Annotated in this window: 20 protein-coding genes; 7 read left to right on the top strand and 13 right to left on the bottom strand. The window is 35.0% G+C overall.

Annotated features, from left to right (window positions below; translation table 11 throughout):
• Nucleotides 1-226: 226 nt before the first annotated feature.
• From H8R24_RS16275 to H8R24_RS16265, 3 genes are all read right to left on the bottom strand, one after another.
• Nucleotides 227-634, bottom strand: coding sequence for a hypothetical protein (locus tag H8R24_RS16275; RefSeq protein WP_187021162.1), 408 nt, complete (start codon nt 632-634; stop codon nt 227-229).
• 188 nt (nt 635-822) lie between these two features.
• A complete protein-coding gene (gene pheS / locus H8R24_RS16270; RefSeq protein WP_187021201.1) occupies nt 823-1,842 on the bottom strand; it encodes a phenylalanine--tRNA ligase subunit alpha in 1,020 nt (339 codons plus the stop codon).
• A 113-nt stretch (nt 1,843-1,955) separates the two neighbouring features.
• Nucleotides 1,956-2,312 (bottom strand): hypothetical protein, encoded by a 357-nt coding sequence (locus tag H8R24_RS16265; protein ID WP_187021164.1) that lies wholly within the window; start codon nt 2,310-2,312, stop codon nt 1,956-1,958.
• A gap of 150 nt (nt 2,313-2,462) precedes the next feature.
• Between H8R24_RS16265 and H8R24_RS16260 the strand changes: the two genes are divergently transcribed.
• The gene (locus tag H8R24_RS16260; RefSeq protein ID WP_187021166.1) at nt 2,463-3,005 is read left to right on the top strand and encodes a CvpA family protein; all 543 of its coding nucleotides are present in this window, start codon (nt 2,463-2,465) and stop codon (nt 3,003-3,005) included.
• A 1-nt stretch (nt 3,006) separates the two neighbouring features.
• On the opposite strand, the gene H8R24_RS16255 is transcribed toward H8R24_RS16260, so the two are convergent.
• From H8R24_RS16255 to H8R24_RS16215, 9 genes are all read right to left on the bottom strand, one after another.
• Nucleotides 3,007-3,750: a tetratricopeptide repeat protein gene (locus H8R24_RS16255; protein WP_187021168.1), complete on the bottom strand. Its 744-nt coding sequence runs from the start codon at nt 3,748-3,750 to the stop codon at nt 3,007-3,009.
• 15 nt (nt 3,751-3,765) lie between these two features.
• Nucleotides 3,766-5,511 carry a BatD family protein gene (locus tag H8R24_RS16250; RefSeq protein ID WP_187021171.1) on the bottom strand — a complete coding sequence of 582 codons (1,746 nt, stop codon included), beginning with the start codon at nt 5,509-5,511 and terminating at the stop codon, nt 3,766-3,768.
• Between the two features lie 72 nt (nt 5,512-5,583).
• Nucleotides 5,584-6,363 (bottom strand): tetratricopeptide repeat protein, encoded by a 780-nt coding sequence (locus H8R24_RS16245; protein WP_187021173.1) that lies wholly within the window; start codon nt 6,361-6,363, stop codon nt 5,584-5,586.
• Nucleotides 6,364-6,422: 59 nt separating this feature from the next.
• Complete coding sequence (locus tag H8R24_RS16240) at nt 6,423-7,451, bottom strand: vWA domain-containing protein (RefSeq protein ID WP_187021175.1); 1,029 nt, start codon at nt 7,449-7,451, stop codon at nt 6,423-6,425.
• 59 nt (nt 7,452-7,510) lie between these two features.
• Entirely contained in the window at nt 7,511-7,891 is a 381-nt protein-coding gene (locus tag H8R24_RS16235; RefSeq protein ID WP_187021176.1) for a GxxExxY protein, read from the bottom strand.
• Between the two features lie 71 nt (nt 7,892-7,962).
• Nucleotides 7,963-8,964, bottom strand: a complete 1,002-nt coding sequence (locus H8R24_RS16230) for a vWA domain-containing protein (RefSeq protein ID WP_187021178.1) — start codon at nt 8,962-8,964, stop codon at nt 7,963-7,965.
• Nucleotides 8,964-10,598, bottom strand: coding sequence for a hypothetical protein (locus H8R24_RS16225; protein ID WP_187021180.1), 1,635 nt, complete (start codon nt 10,596-10,598; stop codon nt 8,964-8,966). The genes H8R24_RS16230 and H8R24_RS16225 overlap by 1 nt, the downstream gene beginning before the upstream one ends.
• Nucleotides 10,599-10,734: 136 nt before the next feature.
• Entirely contained in the window at nt 10,735-11,598 is an 864-nt protein-coding gene (locus H8R24_RS16220; protein WP_187021183.1) for a DUF58 domain-containing protein, read from the bottom strand.
• An 84-nt stretch (nt 11,599-11,682) separates the two neighbouring features.
• Nucleotides 11,683-12,687: an AAA family ATPase gene (locus H8R24_RS16215; protein ID WP_187021185.1), complete on the bottom strand. Its 1,005-nt coding sequence runs from the start codon at nt 12,685-12,687 to the stop codon at nt 11,683-11,685.
• A gap of 212 nt (nt 12,688-12,899) precedes the next feature.
• Between H8R24_RS16215 and H8R24_RS16210 the strand changes: the two genes are divergently transcribed.
• The 5 genes from H8R24_RS16210 (at nt 12,900) to H8R24_RS16190 (ending at nt 17,332) form a co-directional block, all read left to right on the top strand.
• The gene (locus H8R24_RS16210) at nt 12,900-13,772 is read left to right on the top strand and encodes an aldo/keto reductase (protein ID WP_187021187.1); all 873 of its coding nucleotides are present in this window, start codon (nt 12,900-12,902) and stop codon (nt 13,770-13,772) included.
• 59 nt (nt 13,773-13,831) lie between these two features.
• Entirely contained in the window at nt 13,832-14,587 is a 756-nt protein-coding gene (locus H8R24_RS16205; protein WP_187021189.1) for an SDR family NAD(P)-dependent oxidoreductase, read from the top strand.
• Nucleotides 14,588-14,590: 3 nt separating this feature from the next.
• Nucleotides 14,591-15,739 carry an ATP-binding protein gene (locus tag H8R24_RS16200; RefSeq protein ID WP_187021191.1) on the top strand — a complete coding sequence of 383 codons (1,149 nt, stop codon included), beginning with the start codon at nt 14,591-14,593 and terminating at the stop codon, nt 15,737-15,739.
• 320 nt (nt 15,740-16,059) lie between these two features.
• Nucleotides 16,060-16,785, top strand: a complete 726-nt coding sequence (locus tag H8R24_RS16195) for a metallophosphoesterase family protein (protein WP_187021193.1) — start codon at nt 16,060-16,062, stop codon at nt 16,783-16,785.
• 46 nt (nt 16,786-16,831) lie between these two features.
• Nucleotides 16,832-17,332: a DUF6646 family protein gene (locus tag H8R24_RS16190; protein ID WP_187021195.1), complete on the top strand. Its 501-nt coding sequence runs from the start codon at nt 16,832-16,834 to the stop codon at nt 17,330-17,332.
• Nucleotides 17,333-17,434: 102 nt separating this feature from the next.
• Here the strand turns inward: H8R24_RS16190 and amaB are convergent, their stop codons facing one another.
• On the bottom strand, nt 17,435-18,988 hold the full coding sequence (gene amaB, locus H8R24_RS16185) for an L-piperidine-6-carboxylate dehydrogenase (RefSeq protein WP_187021197.1): 1,554 nt from the start codon (nt 18,986-18,988) through the stop codon (nt 17,435-17,437).
• Between the two features lie 200 nt (nt 18,989-19,188).
• Between amaB and H8R24_RS16180 the strand changes: the two genes are divergently transcribed.
• On the top strand, nt 19,189-19,467 hold the full coding sequence (locus H8R24_RS16180) for an MBL fold metallo-hydrolase (protein ID WP_187021199.1): 279 nt from the start codon (nt 19,189-19,191) through the stop codon (nt 19,465-19,467).
• Nucleotides 19,468-19,531 lie beyond the last annotated feature (64 nt).

Raw genomic sequence — 19,531 nt, 5'->3', positions numbered from 1 at the left:
CCAATTATGAAAGTGATTATTTGGTGAAATTAAATCCAGTTATATGAAAATTGAGAATACTTTTTCAGCAAGCCCTACTTAAACAAAGATAAAAGTTTTTTAGCTACGGATTATTTGACCAAGGTTATGCCTTTATAATCCCAACAAATTATATAAAAAAAAGCCACATCGATCTGATTTATATTTCAGTTGATGTGGCTTTTTTATTTTTTTGCGTAAGCACAAATTATCTTTCTATAACTCCGTCTACAAATAAGATGGGTACTTCTTCAATTTCGGATACCGAATCAAAGTTGGCTTTAAATATGAATTTTTTATCGAATAATTTATTTCCAATAAAATAAGAAACTGAGAATTCATTATTAAGCGTTAAGACGCTTTTTTCGATCATCTCAATTTTTACTACGGAAACAGCTGGAACTTCTACAAAAGCATGACGTAAAAGCGATGTTTTTTTCATTTCGCCATCGATGGTTCCAAATGCTTTTGAAACGACCATCACACTTTCGATCAAGAAATCACTGTCGTTTACTAAGTATGCAAACCATACTTTTTCCATAAAATCGTCACTCCATTCCTGGACTGCCGCAACAAAAACGTTTTCTACTTCGGGTATTATTATGTCTTTTTTCATTGTGATATAACGTTGAAAGTTACCATTTCAAACTATTAAAAAATTAAGTTGCCCTAGCCCTAAATTTGTCCATATTGACTACTTAGCGCAACTCCTAGCCCAGATAGCAGTGGAAATCCTTTTCTTGTTTTTCTTTAAAACAAGAAAAGATTGTAACGAATAGCTGGAAAAAGCTCCTAATTCAATTTTTAAATGCTTGCTTTAAATTGTTCTAAGAAACGCACGTCATTTTCATAAAACATACGAATGTCACCAATTTGATAATTCAACATCGCGATTCTTTCAATTCCCATTCCGAATGCGAAACCGGTGTATTCTTCGGGATCGATACCGCAATTTTTAAGCACATTAGGATCTACCATACCGCACCCACCAATTTCTAACCATCCAGTTCCTTTGGTAATTCTATAATCGGTTTCGGTTTTTAAACCCCAATAAATATCAATTTCGGCACTTGGCTCCGTGAATGGAAAATAAGAAGGACGCAAGCGTATTTTTGACTTCCCAAACATCTCTTGAGTGAAATGCAATAAGGTTTGCTTCAAGTCGGCAAACGAAACGTCTTTGTCAATATACAATCCTTCCACTTGGTGAAAGATACAGTGTGAGCGCGATGATACAGCCTCATTACGAAAAACTCTTCCCGGAGAAATAGTACGAATAGGTGGTTTGTTGTTTTCCATGTAACGCACTTGAACAGATGATGTGTGGGTACGCAACAAAATATCAGGATTTGTTTGAATGAAAAAAGTATCCTGCATATCGCGTGCCGGATGGTATTCTGGCAGGTTTAATGCGGTGAAATTATGCCAGTCGTCTTCGATTTCTGGACCTTCGGATACGTTAAAACCGATGTTTGAAAAGATATCAATAATTTGGTTTTTAACCAATGAAATAGGGTGGCGTGAACCAATAGTGATCGGTTCACTTGAACGCGTTAAATCACCATAAAAACCTTTACTTTCTTCTTTATTCTCTAAAGATTCTTGTATTGCTTTTACTTTTTCTTCGGCCGATGATTTTAGCAAGTTGATTACTTGACCAAATTCCTTTTTTTGTTCGTTAGGAACATTTTTAAATTCGGCAAAAAACTCTTTTAAAAGTCCTTTACTTCCAAGAAATTTAATTCTAAATGTCTCTAATTCTGCTGGATCTTGGGTCGAGAAAGCTTGTGCTTCACCGATATATTCTTTTATTTTATCTATCATTTTCATTCAATAATTTCGTGTGCAAATTTAGCAAATTACTTTTAGGTTTAAAGTCTAAAGTTTAAAGTTTCCCTATTAAATTGTTAGAATGCCATCTTTGCGACTAAAACAAATTAATTTATCACTTCTCTTTCAAGAAAATAACTAACAATTGCTTCTTTCATCAATACCGATTGCTCTCCTGCTTTCAGTGGTGGCAACTCTTCTTTTACGTTGTAATGCGGCCAACCTTCGTCATCAAAATAGTCGAATTCATAAAACCCATAAGGTTCTAATAAACGACAAATCGCGATGTGCATCAAGTTTAGTTTTTCGTCTTTTTTATATTCACGGTGTACTTTTCCTAATTCTTGTACGCCAATTAAATAAATGATAGCGTCTAGATCTAAATCTTCTCCTTGCGAGAATTGATCTGATAATATAGTTACGAGCTGTTCCCAGCGTTCTTTAAGTTGTGTGTCTCTTGACATTTTATTTTTAGTGAAAAGTGAATAGTGAGTTGTGAAATGTAGCTTCACAATTATACAATTATTTTAGCAAAGATAACAACTTGAAAATTGACAATGGATGTTTGATAATTCTTTTATATTTGCTGTTTAATTTTATCTAAATCAATTTTTATGGGATTTCTTGACATTGTTTTGGGCGCATTGCTTATCTACGCTTTGTATAAAGGTATGAAAAACGGGCTTTTTATAGAACTTGCCTCTCTCTTGTCGTTGATTTTAGGAATTTATATTGCCATAAAATTCTCGGATGCCGTGCGTGCTGTGGTTGCTAGTCATGTGTCTTGGTCGCCAAAATATATTGAAATTATTGCCTTTGGGCTAACATTCATAGCGGTAGTGATCGCTATTCACTTGCTGGCCAAAATATTTACAGGTATCATGGATTTTGCATTTTTGGGATGGATCAATAAGCTAGCTGGTGGTACTTTTAGTGTACTAAAAACTGTTTTGATGCTCAGTATTGTATTCAATCTTTTTCAGAAAATTAACATCAACAACATGCTTGTCAAGGAAGAAACGTTCAATAATTCTACTTTTTACAATCCTATTCAAGAAACTTCTAAGTTTATCTACCCGAAGCTACAAACCTGGTACGACGATTTTAAAGAAAAGAATAAAACTACGACACCAAATGAAGCTACTGCCAAAAAGTAATTTACTTTACTTCCTTGATGGCATTACTTTCTATCCAACCCTCAGTTCCATCGGTTAGTTGTACTTTTTTCCAACCTTGAACAGCTTCTTCAACAAAAACTTTTGTGCCTTCATGCAAGACTACTACTGTCGAAGCCATTTTTTGCGGTTCGCTTCGTACATCTGTCATTTCGGCAAAAACGATAGCCGGTTTTTCATTGTCAAAATGGTCTTTTTCAAAAATAGCAGCGGCTACACTAATAAGTAGTAATACAATAACCAAGAACATCGAGAAGAAAAATATTCTTTTCACCACGGTTAATTGCGAAAAATAGTATCCTATAAAAGACAGTAAAAACAAGACCGAAAACGCAATAGCAATCCAACCCCAAGTATTGTAGTGGTAAATCCCAGTGAAATCACGAAGCAATTTTGCAAAACCTACTTTAGGGATTACTTTTATTTCGTCGATGGTTCTTTTTTGAGCAAAACGCAAGTTGTTTTGTACATCTTTATTATTGGGCTTTAACACCAATGCTTTTTCGTAATTGTAAATAGCCGGCGCCACTTTATTTAATTTATAATAGCAGTTACCCACATTATAATACAATTCAGCCGATTCTTGGTGACCGCTTACTACACTTTCATAAGCATTCAACGCTTCTTGATACTTTGCTTTTTGATACAAATCATTTCCGGTTTCAAAGCCTGTTTGGGCAAAGAAAAATTGAGACGTAAGTAATACTATGTAAAAAATATTTTTCATTGTAATGATCAATTATTAAATCTGCTTTTCTAATTCAGAGATTATTAAAACGGCTTTGTCATAATCATTCTGAATGGTTGCACTTGATGCTGGTGCGTAACGAGCTACCTCACAATTCTCCGTTAGTGTAATAAATTCGTTGACAACATCCGGATTTGCATTTCTAGTAAGCAACAGCTCTTTGATATTGTCTTTACTCATTTCTGACGTTTCAATATGCAGTTTTGCTTTCAAGAAATTATGCATCGCTTTTTCTAGCGCTACATAAAATGGCTCTTTATTATTGATTTGTTTCTTAGCTTCAGATAAATATTTCTTAGCTAATTTATTGTTTCTTCTAATTCGGTTACCCACTACGTCTCCGTCAATTGCTTCTTTTTTCTTTTTAAGTAAAATGATAATTGGCACAATTAAAAACGGTAAAAACAGCAATCCTAAAAATAAATTAGAACCAAAGAAGTCGTCACGCTTACTAGATTGCAATGTTGTTTTGAGCTTGATAAACTTAAACTGCTCTTGAACTGCAATTGTATTTTTCTTAGTATTTGGATTGGTAGCGTTTCGTGTATCCGTAGGACCATCCAAAACATTGATCATAATCTCTGGAGAAGTAATCGTTTTATACGTACCAGAACCCAAATCAAAATAAGAAAAACGAAGCGGTTTTACAGGATAATTTCCTTTATAAACCGGAACAATAGTATAGCTGTCAGACATTTTTCCAGCCATACCAGCTAGTGAGGTATTCACTTCATCTGTATGAACGGCATCGTACATTTCTAGCGCATTAGGCACTACTGGTTTTGGCAGGGTGAATAACTTCATATTCCCTTTACCGCTTACACTTACTTTTAAATCTAGACTTTCTCCGTTTTTAAGATCCGTTTTTGTTGGAACGACTGTAAAATCAAAACTACCTACTGCACCCGAAAAATCATCTGGTTTACCCGCTTCTGGTAGCGCTTTTACTGTAATCGTTTTTGCACCAGCAGAAACTCTTTTATTCTCATCAACAAGCATTACTCTACCAAAGACATCACGCCTGTTCGTTGGTACTTGAACATCAATATCTAATGATAAAGGCTCAATTGCTAACTTACCCGATTTTTGGGGGTAAAGCACTGTTTTTCTCAATACTACATATCGAAATTTCTGTCCTTTAAACATCCCTTCTTCTGCAACGGGTTGTTTAATGTCAATGTTTTGACTCCAAAAGTCATTGTATTTTGGATTACTTAATTGTTTAAAATTTGAAATACCAATGTTATAACTGAAATATAATTTATAAACCACCGTAATAGGTTCATTGACATAAGGATTTGTTTTCGAAATATCCGCAACTAAGTATAAGTTGTTATCTACCGAAACACTAGTATCATTAGGGTCCCTAGGTTGCTCGATTGCAGCAGTAACAGTGATTTTAACGGGTGCCGTTTTGTACACTTGCCCATTGTATTCAATCGTTGCTTGTTTAATTACCAAATTCCCTTTTTGATTGGGCAAAAGGTAATACGAATAGATTTTCTCAAAAGAACTGCGGCCATTTATCCATGATTGACTCACTTGTTGACTAGGTCCCGCAATCACTCTAAAACCATCAAAAGAAGGTTCGTTAAAATTATCACCATCGATATTCATAAAAAAATCGACTCTTAGCCTTTCATTAAGACCAAGGGTTGTTTTACTCACCCTTGTCTCAAATTGCACCTGAGCCAAAAGTCCTTGAAAAGTGAATAATAATAGAATTAAATATTTCTTCATTCGTTTTTTAATTGTTTAACTGCCTCTTTGTTTTATTATTTTCGAATTAACGAATAAACACCAAAACAAATACTACCAATCTTTCTCTGTTTTCGTAGGTTTCCCTTTTACTTTTTGAGCGTTTACTTTATTCTGAACTTTCTTTTCTTCATTATTAACAGCGTCTAGCATGCTTTCTAAACGTTGTTTTGAGATTCCTCCAGGTTGTGGCTTTGGTTGCCCATTGTCACCAGGATTGTCTTTTTTGTCTTTGTCCTTGTCGCCTTTATTGTCTTTTTTATCCTTGTCTTTGTCGCCGTCCTTCTTGTCTTTATCTTTATTGTCGCCGTCTTTTTTGTCCTTATCCTTGTCCTTCTTATCCTTGTCTTTGTCTTTTTTATCCTTATCCTTTTTATTGTCTTTAGGCGGATTTTCTTTTAGCATCTTTTTGGCCAATGCATAATTGTACCTTGTTTCATCATCGGCTGGATTGTTTCGCAATGCGTTTTTATATGCTTCCACTGCCTCAGTATAATTTTTTTCCTTCATGAACACGTTTCCTATATTATGGAACGCTTTGTGTTTTTGAGATCTTGTTTTGGCTTTCTTTAACGCATTTGCGTAAGCGAACTTTGCCTCCGAAGCTTGATTTTGCCTGTAAATCGCATTTCCTAAATTGTAAGGAGAAACGGTTCTATTGGGAAATTTTGAGCCCGAAATTCTATAATTAGCCTCAGCATCAACAAATTTATTTTGTGCATATTCTTCATTTGCTTTCGGCAGACTTTTATCTTTCTCCTGGGCAAACAGTCCTCCAAATCCCAGACTAAGGAATACAGAAAAGGTAAATATGTATTTTTTTAAATTTTTCATTTTTCAATTATTATGTTTTTCATCGAATGCAAAAGCAAAAGACGCATTGACATTTATTTTTATTCGTTAAATAAATTCAGCTTCTTCACCCAGCTTGTTTTTCTTTCTAAAAAGAAAAGGTCAAGAAACAATAAGACAAAAGCAAATCCCAGAAACCATTGAAATTGCGATTGAAAATCGGCCATTTGTGTGGCTTCAAACTCGGTTTTCTGAATTGTATTTAAAGTGTTTTTCACGTATTCAAGTACTTCTTTGGTGTTGTTTCCATCCACATAACCTCCCTTTGTGGCTTTGGCAATCGTCTCTAAACTGGCACGATTTAATTTGGTTACCACTACTTGATCGCTATTATCACGCACATAGCTCTCTACGATACCGTTTCTTTTTAAAGGAATTGTTCCTCCTTTTTCGGTTCCTACTCCAATAGTGATAATGCGCATTCCTTGCTTATTAGCTTCCTCTGCTGCTGCTTTTGCCCCTTCTGAATGATCTTCACCATCCGAAATAAGAATCAACAACTTGCTTGTTTTACTTTTATCATCAAAGTACGTGGCGGAGAGTTGTATCGCTTCATCAAGTGAAGTTCCTTGTGAGGAAACCATTTCGGTATTCATGCTTTGCAAAAACATTTTGGCCACACTATAATCGGATGTGATAGGTAGCACTGGAAAAGCGCTTCCTGCATACGCCACAATTCCTATGCGGTCGTTCCCCAACTGATTGATGATTTGCGAAACCAACTGTTTGCTTTTCTCCAAACGGCTTGGTGCAATATCTTCGGCCAGCATACTTTTGGACACATCCATCGCAAAAACAATATCAATTCCTTCTCTTTTTACCGTTTCCATTTTGGTGCCAATTTTCGGATTTACCAATCCAAAAATAATTCCCGCTAGTGCCAATACCATCACCACTAGTTTTAAAACAGGTTTAAAAACAGAAGTTTCTGGACTTAATTTTTTAATTAAATCGAGATCTCCAAACTCTCGTTGTTTTTTTCTTTTCCAATAGAAATTCAACAAGTACAACACCACCACAATAGGTAGTATAAATAAGAGGTATAAATATTTTGATTCGTCTAATTCCATATTTCTTAACCACAAAGGGCACTAAGTTTTAACACAAAGTACACCAAATTATTTTTAAATTACAGAGTGCCATTTATGACCCTCTTTACTCCATTCTTTAACAAACTAACATTAAAATTGATTAGCAATCCTAACTTGCATTTTGACAATCTTAAATAAGTCAACAATTGCGCTAAATGAACATCATTCAAGGCTTCAACCGACTTTATTTCTACAATAAATTTATTTTCAATAATAATATCAATACGATAACCAACATCCAACTTCACATCTTCATAAATTAATGGTAGTGCAACTTGCTTTTCTACTTTTAAATCATGTTTTTTCAATTCGTAAAACAAGCATTCTTCATAGGCGCTTTCGAGCAATCCTGGACCTAGAACTTTGTGTACTTTTAAAGCACTTTCAAAAACAATTTTTGATATTTCATTTTCGTCCATCTCTTGTTGATTTACACTATTGAAAAACTTTGTGAACCTTGCGAAAACTTTGTGAACTTCGTGTTTACAATCTAAATAAAACTTCTATAAACCGTGTTTCTCAGTCCAATCTCAGCCAACAGTAAAAATCCTGCAAGCCATACAAAAGGTCTAAATTTCTCATCGTAATCGTAGAACTTCAATTCTTCAATTTCAGTCGTTTCTAGTTTATTGATTTCTCCATAAATCTCAGCTAGCTTACTATTGCTTGTCGCTCTAAAATATTTACCGTCCGTTTTTCTCGCGATACTTTGCATCAATTTTTCATCGATTTCTACTTTCATTCGTTGGAATAAAAATTCTCCGTTGGGCCCTACTGCATACGGGAATTCAGCCATTCCATTGGTACCTATTCCTATTGTATATACTTTAATTCCGTATTGTTTAGCGATATCAGCTGCTGTTTCGGGCTCTATAAAACCAGCATTATTGACACCATCAGTCAATAGAATAACTATTTTACTTTTGGCCTTACTGTCCTTTAAGCGGTTTACGGCTGTCGCCAATCCCATCCCTATTCCTGTTCCGTCTTGTAAAACATTATCATATTTAATGCTTTTTATCGCTTCTAGCACGACTGCTTTGTCACTAGTAACAGGCGTTTTAGTATAGGCTTCGGATGCATAAACAACTAAACCTATTCGGTCATTAGGTCTTTCGGCAGCAAAATCTCCAGCTACTCTTTTCAAAGCCTCCATACGGTTTGGCTTCAAATCTTTGGCTAGCATACTTCCAGATACATCGACAGCCATAACAATATCAATTCCTTTTGTTGTTTTCGTTTTGTTACTAATGTCTACTGTTCTTGGTCTTGCCATTGCCACAATTAAAGAGCTTAACGCCAATAGACGAAAAGCACTCAAAAAAGGTTTTAGCTTCGCCAATAAAGAAGGAGTGGACTTGAATCCTTGAATCGAACTGATTTTTAACGTTGCCGATTGCTCATTTCTTTTATAAACCAACCAAACAATCGCTAGCGGAATTAAAAGAAACAACCAGAAAAACTCCGGATTTAAAAAAGTTATCTTACCCATTATTTACTTACTTGTTTTAATTCGACAGAGTTCAACACTCTCTCGGATATTTCATTTGCATACAAATCACCCTCTTCATGGAAAATCATTATTTGTTGTAAACCGCCATCTTGACTAAACAACAACAATTCATAATACAATTTTTCACTGCTGCGTGTACCTTCATTAATTCGAGTGAAGGTTCCGTATCCTTTTATTCCTGTAACACCTTCGGGAGTTTGAAAATCTTCTTGTTTCACAATCATGTTTTGTGCTCCTTGAGATTCTAGCGCTTGCAACGATACTTCCATTGATTTCTTTAAATCAACAGCAGTTGAATCTTGCTTGTATTTATAGGTAGAAACCAGCAAGTAAAAATTATCCAAAACACTACCATAAGCAAATGAATTCATTTCTTTGATCAATGCCATACCGTTTTTAGGAAGTGACTTTGTTAAATCAATGCGTTTCAACACTTTTGGAGTCTCAATAACAATCCCTGGATTTCCATACTCGCTTTTAACCCATTCGCTTTCTAACAACTCCTTTGTAGGATGTCCTAAAACATTATCTTTTACATAGGTAAACCCTTTGGTTGCCACAAAATATGCTGTAGTTGCTAGCAATAAGAAAAGTACTGATGCTACCGTAATAGCGATTCTCTTATTCCTTTTTTTCTTCAGCTGAATTTGGATTTGTTTTTGCTTTTGCGCTTCATTTAACAAGGTGTCCTCTTCAATTTCTACTTCAACAGGAATAGCATTGTCTAAGGTTAAAATCGCTTTTTGAATCTTATTTCTGTCTTCGGTGATTTCATATTCAACGGGTTTCGATTTGGCAAACTTCACTAAATCGGCTTGCTTTAAAACACGTTCTAAATTTTCGATTGTTTCTTGAGTAACCGTCATTTTCTTTTTGACAGATGCTGCTCTTAGCCCAGCAATAAGTTCCGAAGTAGTGCTTTCCATCGCTGGAATTTCAATTGCCTCTTCGATATAATTTCTAGCAATATCTGTTAGTTCACTATAATAGGATTTGATTTCTCCTTTTTGCCAAAGCTCTTTTTTCTCTAAGCTGTTCAGTAAATTAGTCGCTTTTTCTATCGGAGTTTTATAAACCTCTTCTTCAATTTTCTTTTTTTGTTGTTTCTTCACAAACCAATATACTAGCGCACCAATTCCTGCTATGATAACAATTGCCAAAAGGTATTTCCACCAGTCGCCAATAGTATTTTCAACAGGTACGATGTCCTTAATGTCATACATTTTTTGTTTCAAAGTATCTACCACAACATTAGCCACTTCTACCTTTAAAGAATCCGAATAATAAGGTTTATTATTGATCATGATTTTCACACTAGGAATCGAATATTTTCCAGAGTCAAACTGTGTCAAACCGTATTTCTTGATCAATTCATAGCGGTCATTATTTTTAACCGTATCAATAGGGTATGATCGAATGACTTCAAGAGCACCAATGTTTTTTAACTTCGGGAAAACTACTTTAGATAAGGTATCCACATCCGTTTTTATGGTCAGTTTAAACTCTGCACCAATTTTGTTTTTTGTGGTATCAATACTTGTAACTAGTCTTTTTTGTTGGGCAAAAAAGGTTGTTGAAAGCAGCAGTAATAGTAGGCTTATATATTTTTTCATATTTAATTATTGAGATTTTAGATTTTCGATTAACGATTTATGATTGGTGTAAAATCACGTTTCATTTTATATCTAAGATCTTAATTGTTTTAAATTTGTTTTACTTTTTTAATATTCGAAATAAAATCATTAATCATTACCTCGATTTGAAATAGCTCAACAACTTAGTTACGTAACTTTCGTCAACTCTAGTGTTTACAACACCCGAACCTGATTTGCTAAATGTTTCCTTAAAGTAAACCAACTTGTCATTATAGTGTTTTTCATAATTAAATCGCACTGTTTTTGAACTGGTATCCACTAATTGTATTTCTCCAGTTTCGGCATCTTGCATGGGTACCATTCCTAAATTTGGCATGCTTTGCTCTCGAATGTCATACACACGAATTCCCGTAATATCATGCTTTTTACCAGCAATCTTCAAGGTTTGCTCGTAATCTTCACACATGAAATCTGAAATCATAAAAACAATCGCTTTCTTTTTTTGAGTGCTTGATAAAAACTTTAAAGCTTGAGCTATATTTGTTTTTTGACTTTGCGGAGAAAATTCGATTAATTCTCGAATGATTCTCAGTACATGTGACCTTCCTTTTTTTGGTGGAATGTATAATTCGATTTGGTCTGAAAATAAAATCAAACCAATTTTATCATTATTCTGTGTCGCCGAAAAAGCCATCGTTGCAGCAATCTCTGTTACAATATCTTTCTTGAATTGGTTTTTTGAACCAAAACTTTCAGATCCAGAAATATCAACCATTAACATCATGGTTAATTCACGCTCCTCTTCAAAAACTTTTACATGTGCTTCATTGTATCGAGCGGTAACATTCCAGTCAATATTACGAATATCATCACCGTATTGGTACTGACGCACTTCGCTAAAAGTCATTCCACGTCCTTTGAAAGAAGTATGGTATTCACCCGAAAAGATATGATCGCTCAATCTTCGGGTTTTGATTTCTATCTTACGTACTTTTTTTAAAAGGTCTTTTGTATCCATTTATTTAATTTGTTTAAAGTTTAAAAAAGTTTAAGGTTTCCACATTTGCTACAGCAACTTGAAACCTTAAACCTTAAACAAATTTTAAGGTACTTCTACTTCGTTTATAATTTTATTGATGATGTCTACTGAGGTAACATTTTCAGCTTCTGCTTCGTAGGTAACTCCAATTCTGTGACGCAATACATCATGTACTACTGCACGAACATCCTCAGGAATTACATAACCACGACGCTTGATGAAAGCATAACATTTAGCAGCAGTAGCTAAATTGATACTTCCACGCGGTGATGATCCAAAACTAATTAATGGCTTCAAGTCGGCTAGTTTATATTTCTCTGGGTAACGTGTTGCAAAAATAATATCTAGAATGTATTTCTCGATTTTCTCATCCATGTACACTTCGCGAACTGCTTCTTGTGCACGTAAAATTTGCTCTACAGAGACCACTTGATTTACTTTTTCGTAAGATCCTTTTAAGTTTTGACGAATTACCAAACGCTCCTCATCCATTTTTGGATAATCGATCACGGTTTTCAACATAAAACGGTCTACTTGAGCTTCAGGTAACTGGTACGTTCCTTCTTGCTCTATTGGGTTTTGAGTTGCTAAAACTAAGAATGGTCTTTCTAACTTGAAGGTAGTATCTCCAATAGTTACTTGCTTTTCTTGCATCGCCTCAAGCAAAGCCGATTGTACTTTGGCAGGTGCACGGTTAATCTCATCGGCAAGGACGAAATTAGCAAAAATAGGTCCTTTTTTTATCGAGAACTCATTTGCTTTAATGTTGTAAATCATCGTACCCACAACATCCGCAGGTAATAAATCGGGTGTAAACTGAATTCTACTAAACGATCCATGAATGGCTTGTGAAAGCGTATTAATGGCTAATGTTTTTGCTAATCCCGGAACACCTTCTAATAAAATATGTCCTTGACCTAAAAGCCCAATTAACAATCGCTCTACCATGTGCTTTTGACCCACAATCACTTTGTTCATTTCCATAGACAAAAGATCGATAAATGCACTTTCTCTTTCTATTTTTTCATTGATTGCTCTAATGTCTAAAGTCGATGTATTCTCTTCCATATTATTATTTTTAAAACCTTGAATTTAATGCCTTACTTTTGGTAGTGCAAATTGAATTTTTTTTTAGAGGAAAGATGTTAAAAAATGGTTAAAACTTCTATCAAACACTTAATTTTAAGGACTAATTATGATACAATTTTCATATTTTTAAGAACTTTGAAAAATATACTTTGAATTTCAAGAATTTCGATTTTTGATAAAAAATAAAAACTATGCGTAAAACGACATTATCACCTATAATTGCTGGGACTATGAATTGGGGAGTTTGGGATAAAAACCTTAGTCCAAAAGAGATGGAAAACATGATTCATGTATGTTTAGAAAACAAAATAACAACCTTTGATCATGCCGATATTTACGGTTCATATACCACGGAAGCCGACTTTGGAAAAGCATTTGCTTCAAGCAAAATAGCTAGAGAAAAAATGCAGTTGATTTCTAAATGCGGCATCCAGATGCTAGCCGAAAACAAAAGCACTAAAATCAAACATTACGACTATTCTAAAAACCATATAATCAGTTCGGTTGAACAATCATTGAAAAATTTACAAACCGATTATTTAGACGTGTTTTTATTGCACAGACCGAGCCCGCTAATGGTTGCTGATGAAATTGCCGAAGCTGTTGAAAAGTTAAAAGCCGATGGTAAAATTATCGACTTCGGGCTATCGAATTTTACAACTTCACAAACAGAGCTGATCCATCAAAAAACAGAAATCAGTTATAATCAAGTTCAATTTTCGGCAACAAATTTTGAACCTATGGTAGACGGAAGTCTTGATTATATGCAAATGAATAACATTCGACCGATGTCATGGAATCCACTGGGTTGCGTTTTTAGAAAAGATATTCCGCAAACACATCGATTGAAAAAACTCTTGGCCACATTAGTTTCAAAATACCATTTGGGTTCAGACACATTATTGCTTTCTTGGGTTTTAAGACATCCAGCCCAAGTAATACCTATAGCAGGAACGGTAAACGTAGCACGTATACAATCCTTAATGAAGGCAGTCGAATTAGAACTTGAAAAAGAAGATTGGTTTGCTATTTGGGCCGAAAGTATGGGTGAAGAAGTGGCTTAATTTTTTTCTTTTCGAATACTATTCTAGTCCTATTTATCAATTGAATTACCACAAAAAACATGAATAAAACAGCCTTTATAACTGGATCTACAAGCGGAATCGGAAAAGCAACAGCCGAAATATTAGCCAAAAATAATTATAAATTAATCCTTTGCGGGAGACGAGAAGATCGCCTTGCTGAACTAGCAAGCTCTCTATCTAAACTAACGGATGTTCATACCTTACAGTTTGACGTTAGAGATAAAGATGCGGTAAAAGCAGCAATTAACTCGTTGCCAGAAGCGTTTTCGACCATTGACATTTTAATAAATAATGCCGGAAACGCACACGGTTTAGACCCTATTCAAACCGGTGATGTCGATGATTGGGATGCCATGATCGACATCAATGTAAAAGGATTATTATATGTTTCGAAAGCTATTATTCCGCAAATGATCGAAAGAAAATCAGGTCATATCATTAACATTGGTTCAACCGCTGCAAAGGAAGTCTACCCAAACGGAAACGTGTATTGCGCCTCAAAGCATGCCGTTGACGCTTTGAACCAAGGAATGCGCATCGATTTAAATCCGTTTGGAATTCGTGTAGGAGCGATTCACCCAGGAATGGTGGAAACTGAATTTAGCGAAGTGCGTTTTAAAGGAGATAAAAGTCGCGCTGAAAATGTGTATAAAGGTTTTGCTGTTTTGCAACCGGAAGACATCGCCGATATTATTCACTTTGTAGTATCACGACCATACCACGTAAACATTGCCGATTTGATTGTGATGAGTACTGCTCAAGCATCTTCGACTATAGTGAATAAATCAATCTAACAAATGATCAACAAACGACTTTTAATCAAGAACTTACTTGCTCACAATGATGAGAATAGTTTTTATGATAAAAAGCGACAATTGAACTTGCATACCAGAGAAGGCAAAGCCAAATTTCTAAAACACATTTGCGCTTTGTCTAACTCTAATCCCACCAATAACTCCTATATTGTGGTGGGTGTCGAAGATCAAGAGAACGAAATTGTAGGCGACGATTTCTTTGACGACAGTCACATTCAGAATTTAGTGAATGCTTTCCTAGAGCATCCACCCAAAATTCAATATGAAAATGTTCCATTCCCTAACTTGCCCAAAGGAAAAGTAGTAGGACTGGTAACGATAAAACCCAAAAACAACCCTTCTTTTTTCAAAAAAGGAATCCATACCATTCCTGCCAAAGCCGCTTTCATCAGGCGAGGAAGCAACACAACGCCTACCGAAGACGCAATTGAAAAAAATTACGCCAACACCGAAACGGTAATTGATATCGAAAATAATTCCCGAAACAATATCAAATATACCCTTGATGGCGTTTTTGATTTTATCAACTACCGCCACAAAGACATGGCACCCAATTATAAAGTTTTTAAAGAATTGTTTGTGATATGCTGGGCTGGAATCCCAAAAAAAGTACGTGACAAAACCTATTTATCGCGTGTAGACATCGAACTGATCAATGAGCAAATAAAACTTTTTTACTCAGCTCAAGATGTAGTAACCATTACATTTGACGAAGATACTTTTACCATTATCGAATATGTTCCTCTAGGATTGAATGACAAAACAAGTTATTACCCCCTAGAGCAGCAAACCATTTATTTTTATGAAAATGGGTATTATAAAATAGAAAGTAAAATGCTCTTTAAACCGCCCGAATTTAATAGAAAATTACTTTTTCACATTTATAATTCGAATATAGCTTTACTACAAAAATTAAAAAAAGGAATTGTATTGACTGAAAGAGAATTAAAGGACCTAGAGAACTTACCCTCTACCTTTATGATTTGCCACCTCAATGGATTTGAAGACGCCAAGCAGAAACTTATTGAAGCTAAGCTACTTATAAAACCTTTTGCACCAACTTACTTATCTTTCAAAGAAGCCATGCGTATTTTAAGAAAGATGAAATACGATCCTAAAAATGAAGATTAAAAAATGATAAAATGTCATTTAAAAAATTACAAATTGTTTGGATGATCAAAACGGATAAAGCGATTAGTGCATTCATTTTTTGATGATTTAAAGATTTATGTAAAACTACAAAAAAAAATCGATACCAAACAATCACCTAAATTAGTGATTTTTTGATAAAATATCTTAACGCTTAAAATCCTCTTAGTTCCTTGCGTTTGCTTACATTTTTCAATAAAAAATAAAAAAAACAGCCTTGTCCCAACTCTTTTTGCTATTTTTATCAATTAGTACAACGACAATCTTGTCGTTTTCCATAATCCCGATTGACCATACACAAAATGAGAACATTAGTTATAGGTGACATACACGGAGGGCTACGAGCCCTTCACCAAATTATCGAAAGAGCCCATGTAACCCCACAGGATACTTTAATTTTTTTAGGTGATTATGTCGATGGTTGGAGTCAATCCCCACAAGTACTAGATTATTTAATCGCGTTAAAAACAACTAACAACTGTGTTTTTATTCGCGGAAATCACGATGAGTTATTATTACATTGGTTAAAAGATAGTAAAGACAATCTAATGTGGTATAAACACGGAGGCGAAGCTACCGTAACAGCTTACGAAAAAGTCAATGCCACTACCAAACAATTACATATTGAGTTTTTACTAGCCTTAGACGACTATTATTTAGACGAAAAGAATCGCTTGTTTGTTCATGCCGGTTTCACGAATATGAATGGAGTCAAATATGAATTCTTTCCTAAATTGTTTTACTGGGACCGTACTCTATGGGAAACGGCACTATCACTTGATCGCGCTATCAAACCAAATGATTTATTGTACCCCAAGCGACTTACATTGTATGATGAAGTGTATATCGGTCACACCCCTGTTACCCGAATTGGAAAAACAGAACCAGTGCAAATGGCTTGCGTTTGGAATGTTGATACTGGAGCGGCATTCAAAGGGCCTCTTACCATTATGGATATTGACACAAAAGAATTCTGGCAAAGTGAACCATTAAATCACCTCTATTTTGACGAAAAAGGTAGGAATTAAAATATAAATAGCTAATTTTGTATAGATTTTATTTAAATAAATAATTATGAAAAAGGTAATTACGTTACTATTGTTATGTAGCGCAGGTTTTGTTAATGCTCAAGCATTTAGCGGAAAAGGTGATGTTAAAGGACAAATAGGTTTTAATGCTCAAAATGGCGGTAGCGGTTTATTCGTTTCCTCAGATTTTGGAATTGGTGAAAATATGTCAATAGGATTGACTGCAAATTATTTGCTGTCTGCATCAAAAGATGCTCTTGGTGAACTTCCAAGCTTTGGGGATCGTGTTGACCTTAAAGCACGTTTTAACGCTAATTTAGGGAGTGTTTTACAATTAGACCCTAAAATGGATGTGTACCCTGGTCTAGACCTAGGATTAAAAAACTTTGGAGCTCATTTAGGTTTCCGTTATTTCTTTACAGATGGTTTTGGAGTATTTGGAGAAGCTGGCGTTCCATTGGCTAAATACGACACTGATAAAGTTGACTTTGGATACAACTTAAACAATCAATTTACAGTGAATATTGGCGCTTCATTTAATTTGTAAGCAAACAAAAAAAAACCAATAAAGATCAGTAGATTTTTAAAAATAAAAAAAACGGCAATTTGAAATTCAAATTGCCGTTTTTAATTATCTTAAATTCTATGATTACAAATCAAATTTGATTCCTTGTGCCAATGGCAAACTAGTAGTGTAATTGATCGTATTTGTTTGACGTCTCATGTACACCTTCCATGCATCAGATCCAGATTCTCTTCCTCCACCTGTTTCTTTTTCACCTCCAAAAGCACCACCAATCTCAGCGCCAGAAGTTCCTATATTTACATTTGCAATTCCGCAGTCAGAACCTACAACTGATAAAAACAACTCAGCTTCTCTTAAATTATTAGTCATAATTGCCGATGACAACCCTTGAGCTACACCATTTTGAATAGCAAGTGCATCTTCAACCGTTCCGGAGTATTTCAATAAGTACAATACTGGTGCAAACGTTTCGTGTTGAACAATTTCAAAAGCGTTATCCGCTTCAGCAATTGCAGGCTTTACGTAACATCCACTCTCGTATCCTTCACCTGTAAGTACGCCACCTTCAACTAAAATTTTACCCCCTTCAGCAACAACTTTCGTCAAAGCTTGGTTATACATTTCAACAGCATGCGTATCAATTACTGGACCTACGTGATTGTTCTCATCTAATGGATTCCCAATACGTAATTGACCGTAAGCTGATACTACAGCATCTTTTACTTTATCATAAATACTTTCGTGAATAATTAAACGACGAGTAGAAGTACATCTTTGTCCTGCAGTTCCTACAGCTCCAAAAACAGCACCTATCACAGTCATTTTAATATCTGCATCTGGAGTAACAATGATTGCATTATTTCCACCTAATTCTAATAATGATTTCCCTAAACGTCCTGCTACTGTTTGAGCTACAATTTTACCCATACGAGTAGATCCTGTTGCCGAAATTAATGGTACACGTTTATCGTTTGTCATCATTTCACCTACTTTATAATCTCCGTTAATCAAACAAGAGATTCCTTCTGGCAAATTATTTTCTTTAATTACTTCTGCAATAATATTTTGACAAGCTATTCCACAAAGTGGTGTTTTTTCAGATGGTTTCCAAACGCAAACATCTCCACAAATCCAAGCCAATGCAGTATTCCAAGCCCAAACCGCCACTGGAAAATTAAATGCCGAAATGATCCCAACAACTCCCATTGGATGATATTGCTCATACATACGGTGTCCAGGACGCTCAGAATGCATTGTTAAACCGTGCAATTGACGAGAAAGACCTACTGCAAAATCACAGATATCAATCATTTCTTGTACTTCTCCGTATCCTTCTTGCAGCGATTTTCCCATTTCGTAGGAAACCAATTTACCTAAAGCCTCCTTGTTTTTACGTAACTTTTCTCCAAACTGACGAACAATTTCTCCACGTTGTGGTGCTGGCATAGTTCTAAATGTCTTGAAAGCAGCAGTTGCTGACACCATTACTTTTTCATAATCTGCAGCCGTAGATGTTTTAACTTTAGCTATCAATTGTCCATCAACAGGTGAGTAACTCTCTAGAACTTCTCCATTTGAAAAATGATTTAATCCCGTAGATGTTCCTTCATTTATGTCCTTTATGCCCAATTGTGCCAAAGCCTCTTTCATTCCGAATTGATTTGCTATTGTTGTCATTGTAACTTTTTTTGTTAAAATTGTTATATTTTTTTGTAAAGATATTATTTCAAGTTGAATTTCACCACTATTCCTCTGTTAAAATCAACGTAAAAATAGACCAATTTCATGATTTGCAGACTATTTATCAAAAAAAAGCCTTCATTTAAAAAGAAGCGACTAAATTTATACTTTAAATCCAAAACTAGTTTTAACCCAGCATGAAAACCACCAACTACTTATTGCTAAGCTTCTTTCTCCTTACTATAAATGCGCTTGCACAAAAGCCAACAAACTACGCTTTTCAAGTCGTTCCACTGGGAATAAGAGGTGGAATAGACGAATCTAACTTATCAGCCTACCTCCTTGCACCAGCAAACACCACCGATTTTATCTGTCTCGATGCCGGTACCATCAATACTGGCATCCAAAAAGCTATAGAAAAAAAAGTTTTTAAAACCACGACCGAGACGGTCCTGAAAAAATATATAGAGGTGTAAAGATAAATTCTTATCTTTCGTGAAAGAATTTTATTATGGAATCATTCAAAGGAGAAAGTATTAT

The organism is Flavobacterium muglaense (assembly GCF_014305155.1).
Lineage (GTDB): Bacteria > Bacteroidota > Bacteroidia > Flavobacteriales > Flavobacteriaceae > Flavobacterium > Flavobacterium muglaense.
Note: the sequence above shows the minus strand (reverse complement) of the source record. Positions and strands in the feature narration are given on the sequence as shown.

Bases quoted from the DNA above. Each gene is read 5' to 3' on its own strand.
- pheS (WP_187021201.1), bottom strand. From the start codon at position 1,842: ATGATAGATAAAATAAAAGAATATATCGGTGAAGCACAAGCTTTCTCG.
- H8R24_RS16275 (WP_187021162.1), bottom strand. From the start codon at position 634: ATGAAAAAAGACATAATAATACCCGAAGTAGAAAACGTTTTTGTTGCG.
- H8R24_RS16180 (WP_187021199.1), top strand. From the start codon at position 19,189: ATGAAAACCACCAACTACTTATTGCTAAGCTTCTTTCTCCTTACTATA.
- H8R24_RS16215 (WP_187021185.1), bottom strand. From the start codon at position 12,687: ATGGAAGAGAATACATCGACTTTAGACATTAGAGCAATCAATGAAAAA.
- H8R24_RS16240 (WP_187021175.1), bottom strand. From the start codon at position 7,451: ATGGAATTAGACGAATCAAAATATTTATACCTCTTATTTATACTACCT.
- H8R24_RS16200 (WP_187021191.1), top strand. From the start codon at position 14,591: ATGATCAACAAACGACTTTTAATCAAGAACTTACTTGCTCACAATGAT.
- H8R24_RS16220 (WP_187021183.1), bottom strand. From the start codon at position 11,598: ATGGATACAAAAGACCTTTTAAAAAAAGTACGTAAGATAGAAATCAAA.
- H8R24_RS16255 (WP_187021168.1), bottom strand. From the start codon at position 3,750: ATGAAAAATATTTTTTACATAGTATTACTTACGTCTCAATTTTTCTTT.
- H8R24_RS16250 (WP_187021171.1), bottom strand. From the start codon at position 5,511: ATGAAGAAATATTTAATTCTATTATTATTCACTTTTCAAGGACTTTTG.
- H8R24_RS16265 (WP_187021164.1), bottom strand. From the start codon at position 2,312: ATGTCAAGAGACACACAACTTAAAGAACGCTGGGAACAGCTCGTAACT.
- H8R24_RS16195 (WP_187021193.1), top strand. From the start codon at position 16,060: ATGAGAACATTAGTTATAGGTGACATACACGGAGGGCTACGAGCCCTT.
- H8R24_RS16205 (WP_187021189.1), top strand. From the start codon at position 13,832: ATGAATAAAACAGCCTTTATAACTGGATCTACAAGCGGAATCGGAAAA.
- H8R24_RS16190 (WP_187021195.1), top strand. From the start codon at position 16,832: ATGAAAAAGGTAATTACGTTACTATTGTTATGTAGCGCAGGTTTTGTT.
- H8R24_RS16210 (WP_187021187.1), top strand. From the start codon at position 12,900: ATGCGTAAAACGACATTATCACCTATAATTGCTGGGACTATGAATTGG.
- amaB (WP_187021197.1), bottom strand. From the start codon at position 18,988: ATGACAACAATAGCAAATCAATTCGGAATGAAAGAGGCTTTGGCACAA.
- H8R24_RS16225 (WP_187021180.1), bottom strand. From the start codon at position 10,598: ATGAAAAAATATATAAGCCTACTATTACTGCTGCTTTCAACAACCTTT.
- H8R24_RS16230 (WP_187021178.1), bottom strand. From the start codon at position 8,964: ATGGGTAAGATAACTTTTTTAAATCCGGAGTTTTTCTGGTTGTTTCTT.
- H8R24_RS16235 (WP_187021176.1), bottom strand. From the start codon at position 7,891: ATGGACGAAAATGAAATATCAAAAATTGTTTTTGAAAGTGCTTTAAAA.
- H8R24_RS16260 (WP_187021166.1), top strand. From the start codon at position 2,463: ATGGGATTTCTTGACATTGTTTTGGGCGCATTGCTTATCTACGCTTTG.
- H8R24_RS16245 (WP_187021173.1), bottom strand. From the start codon at position 6,363: ATGAAAAATTTAAAAAAATACATATTTACCTTTTCTGTATTCCTTAGT.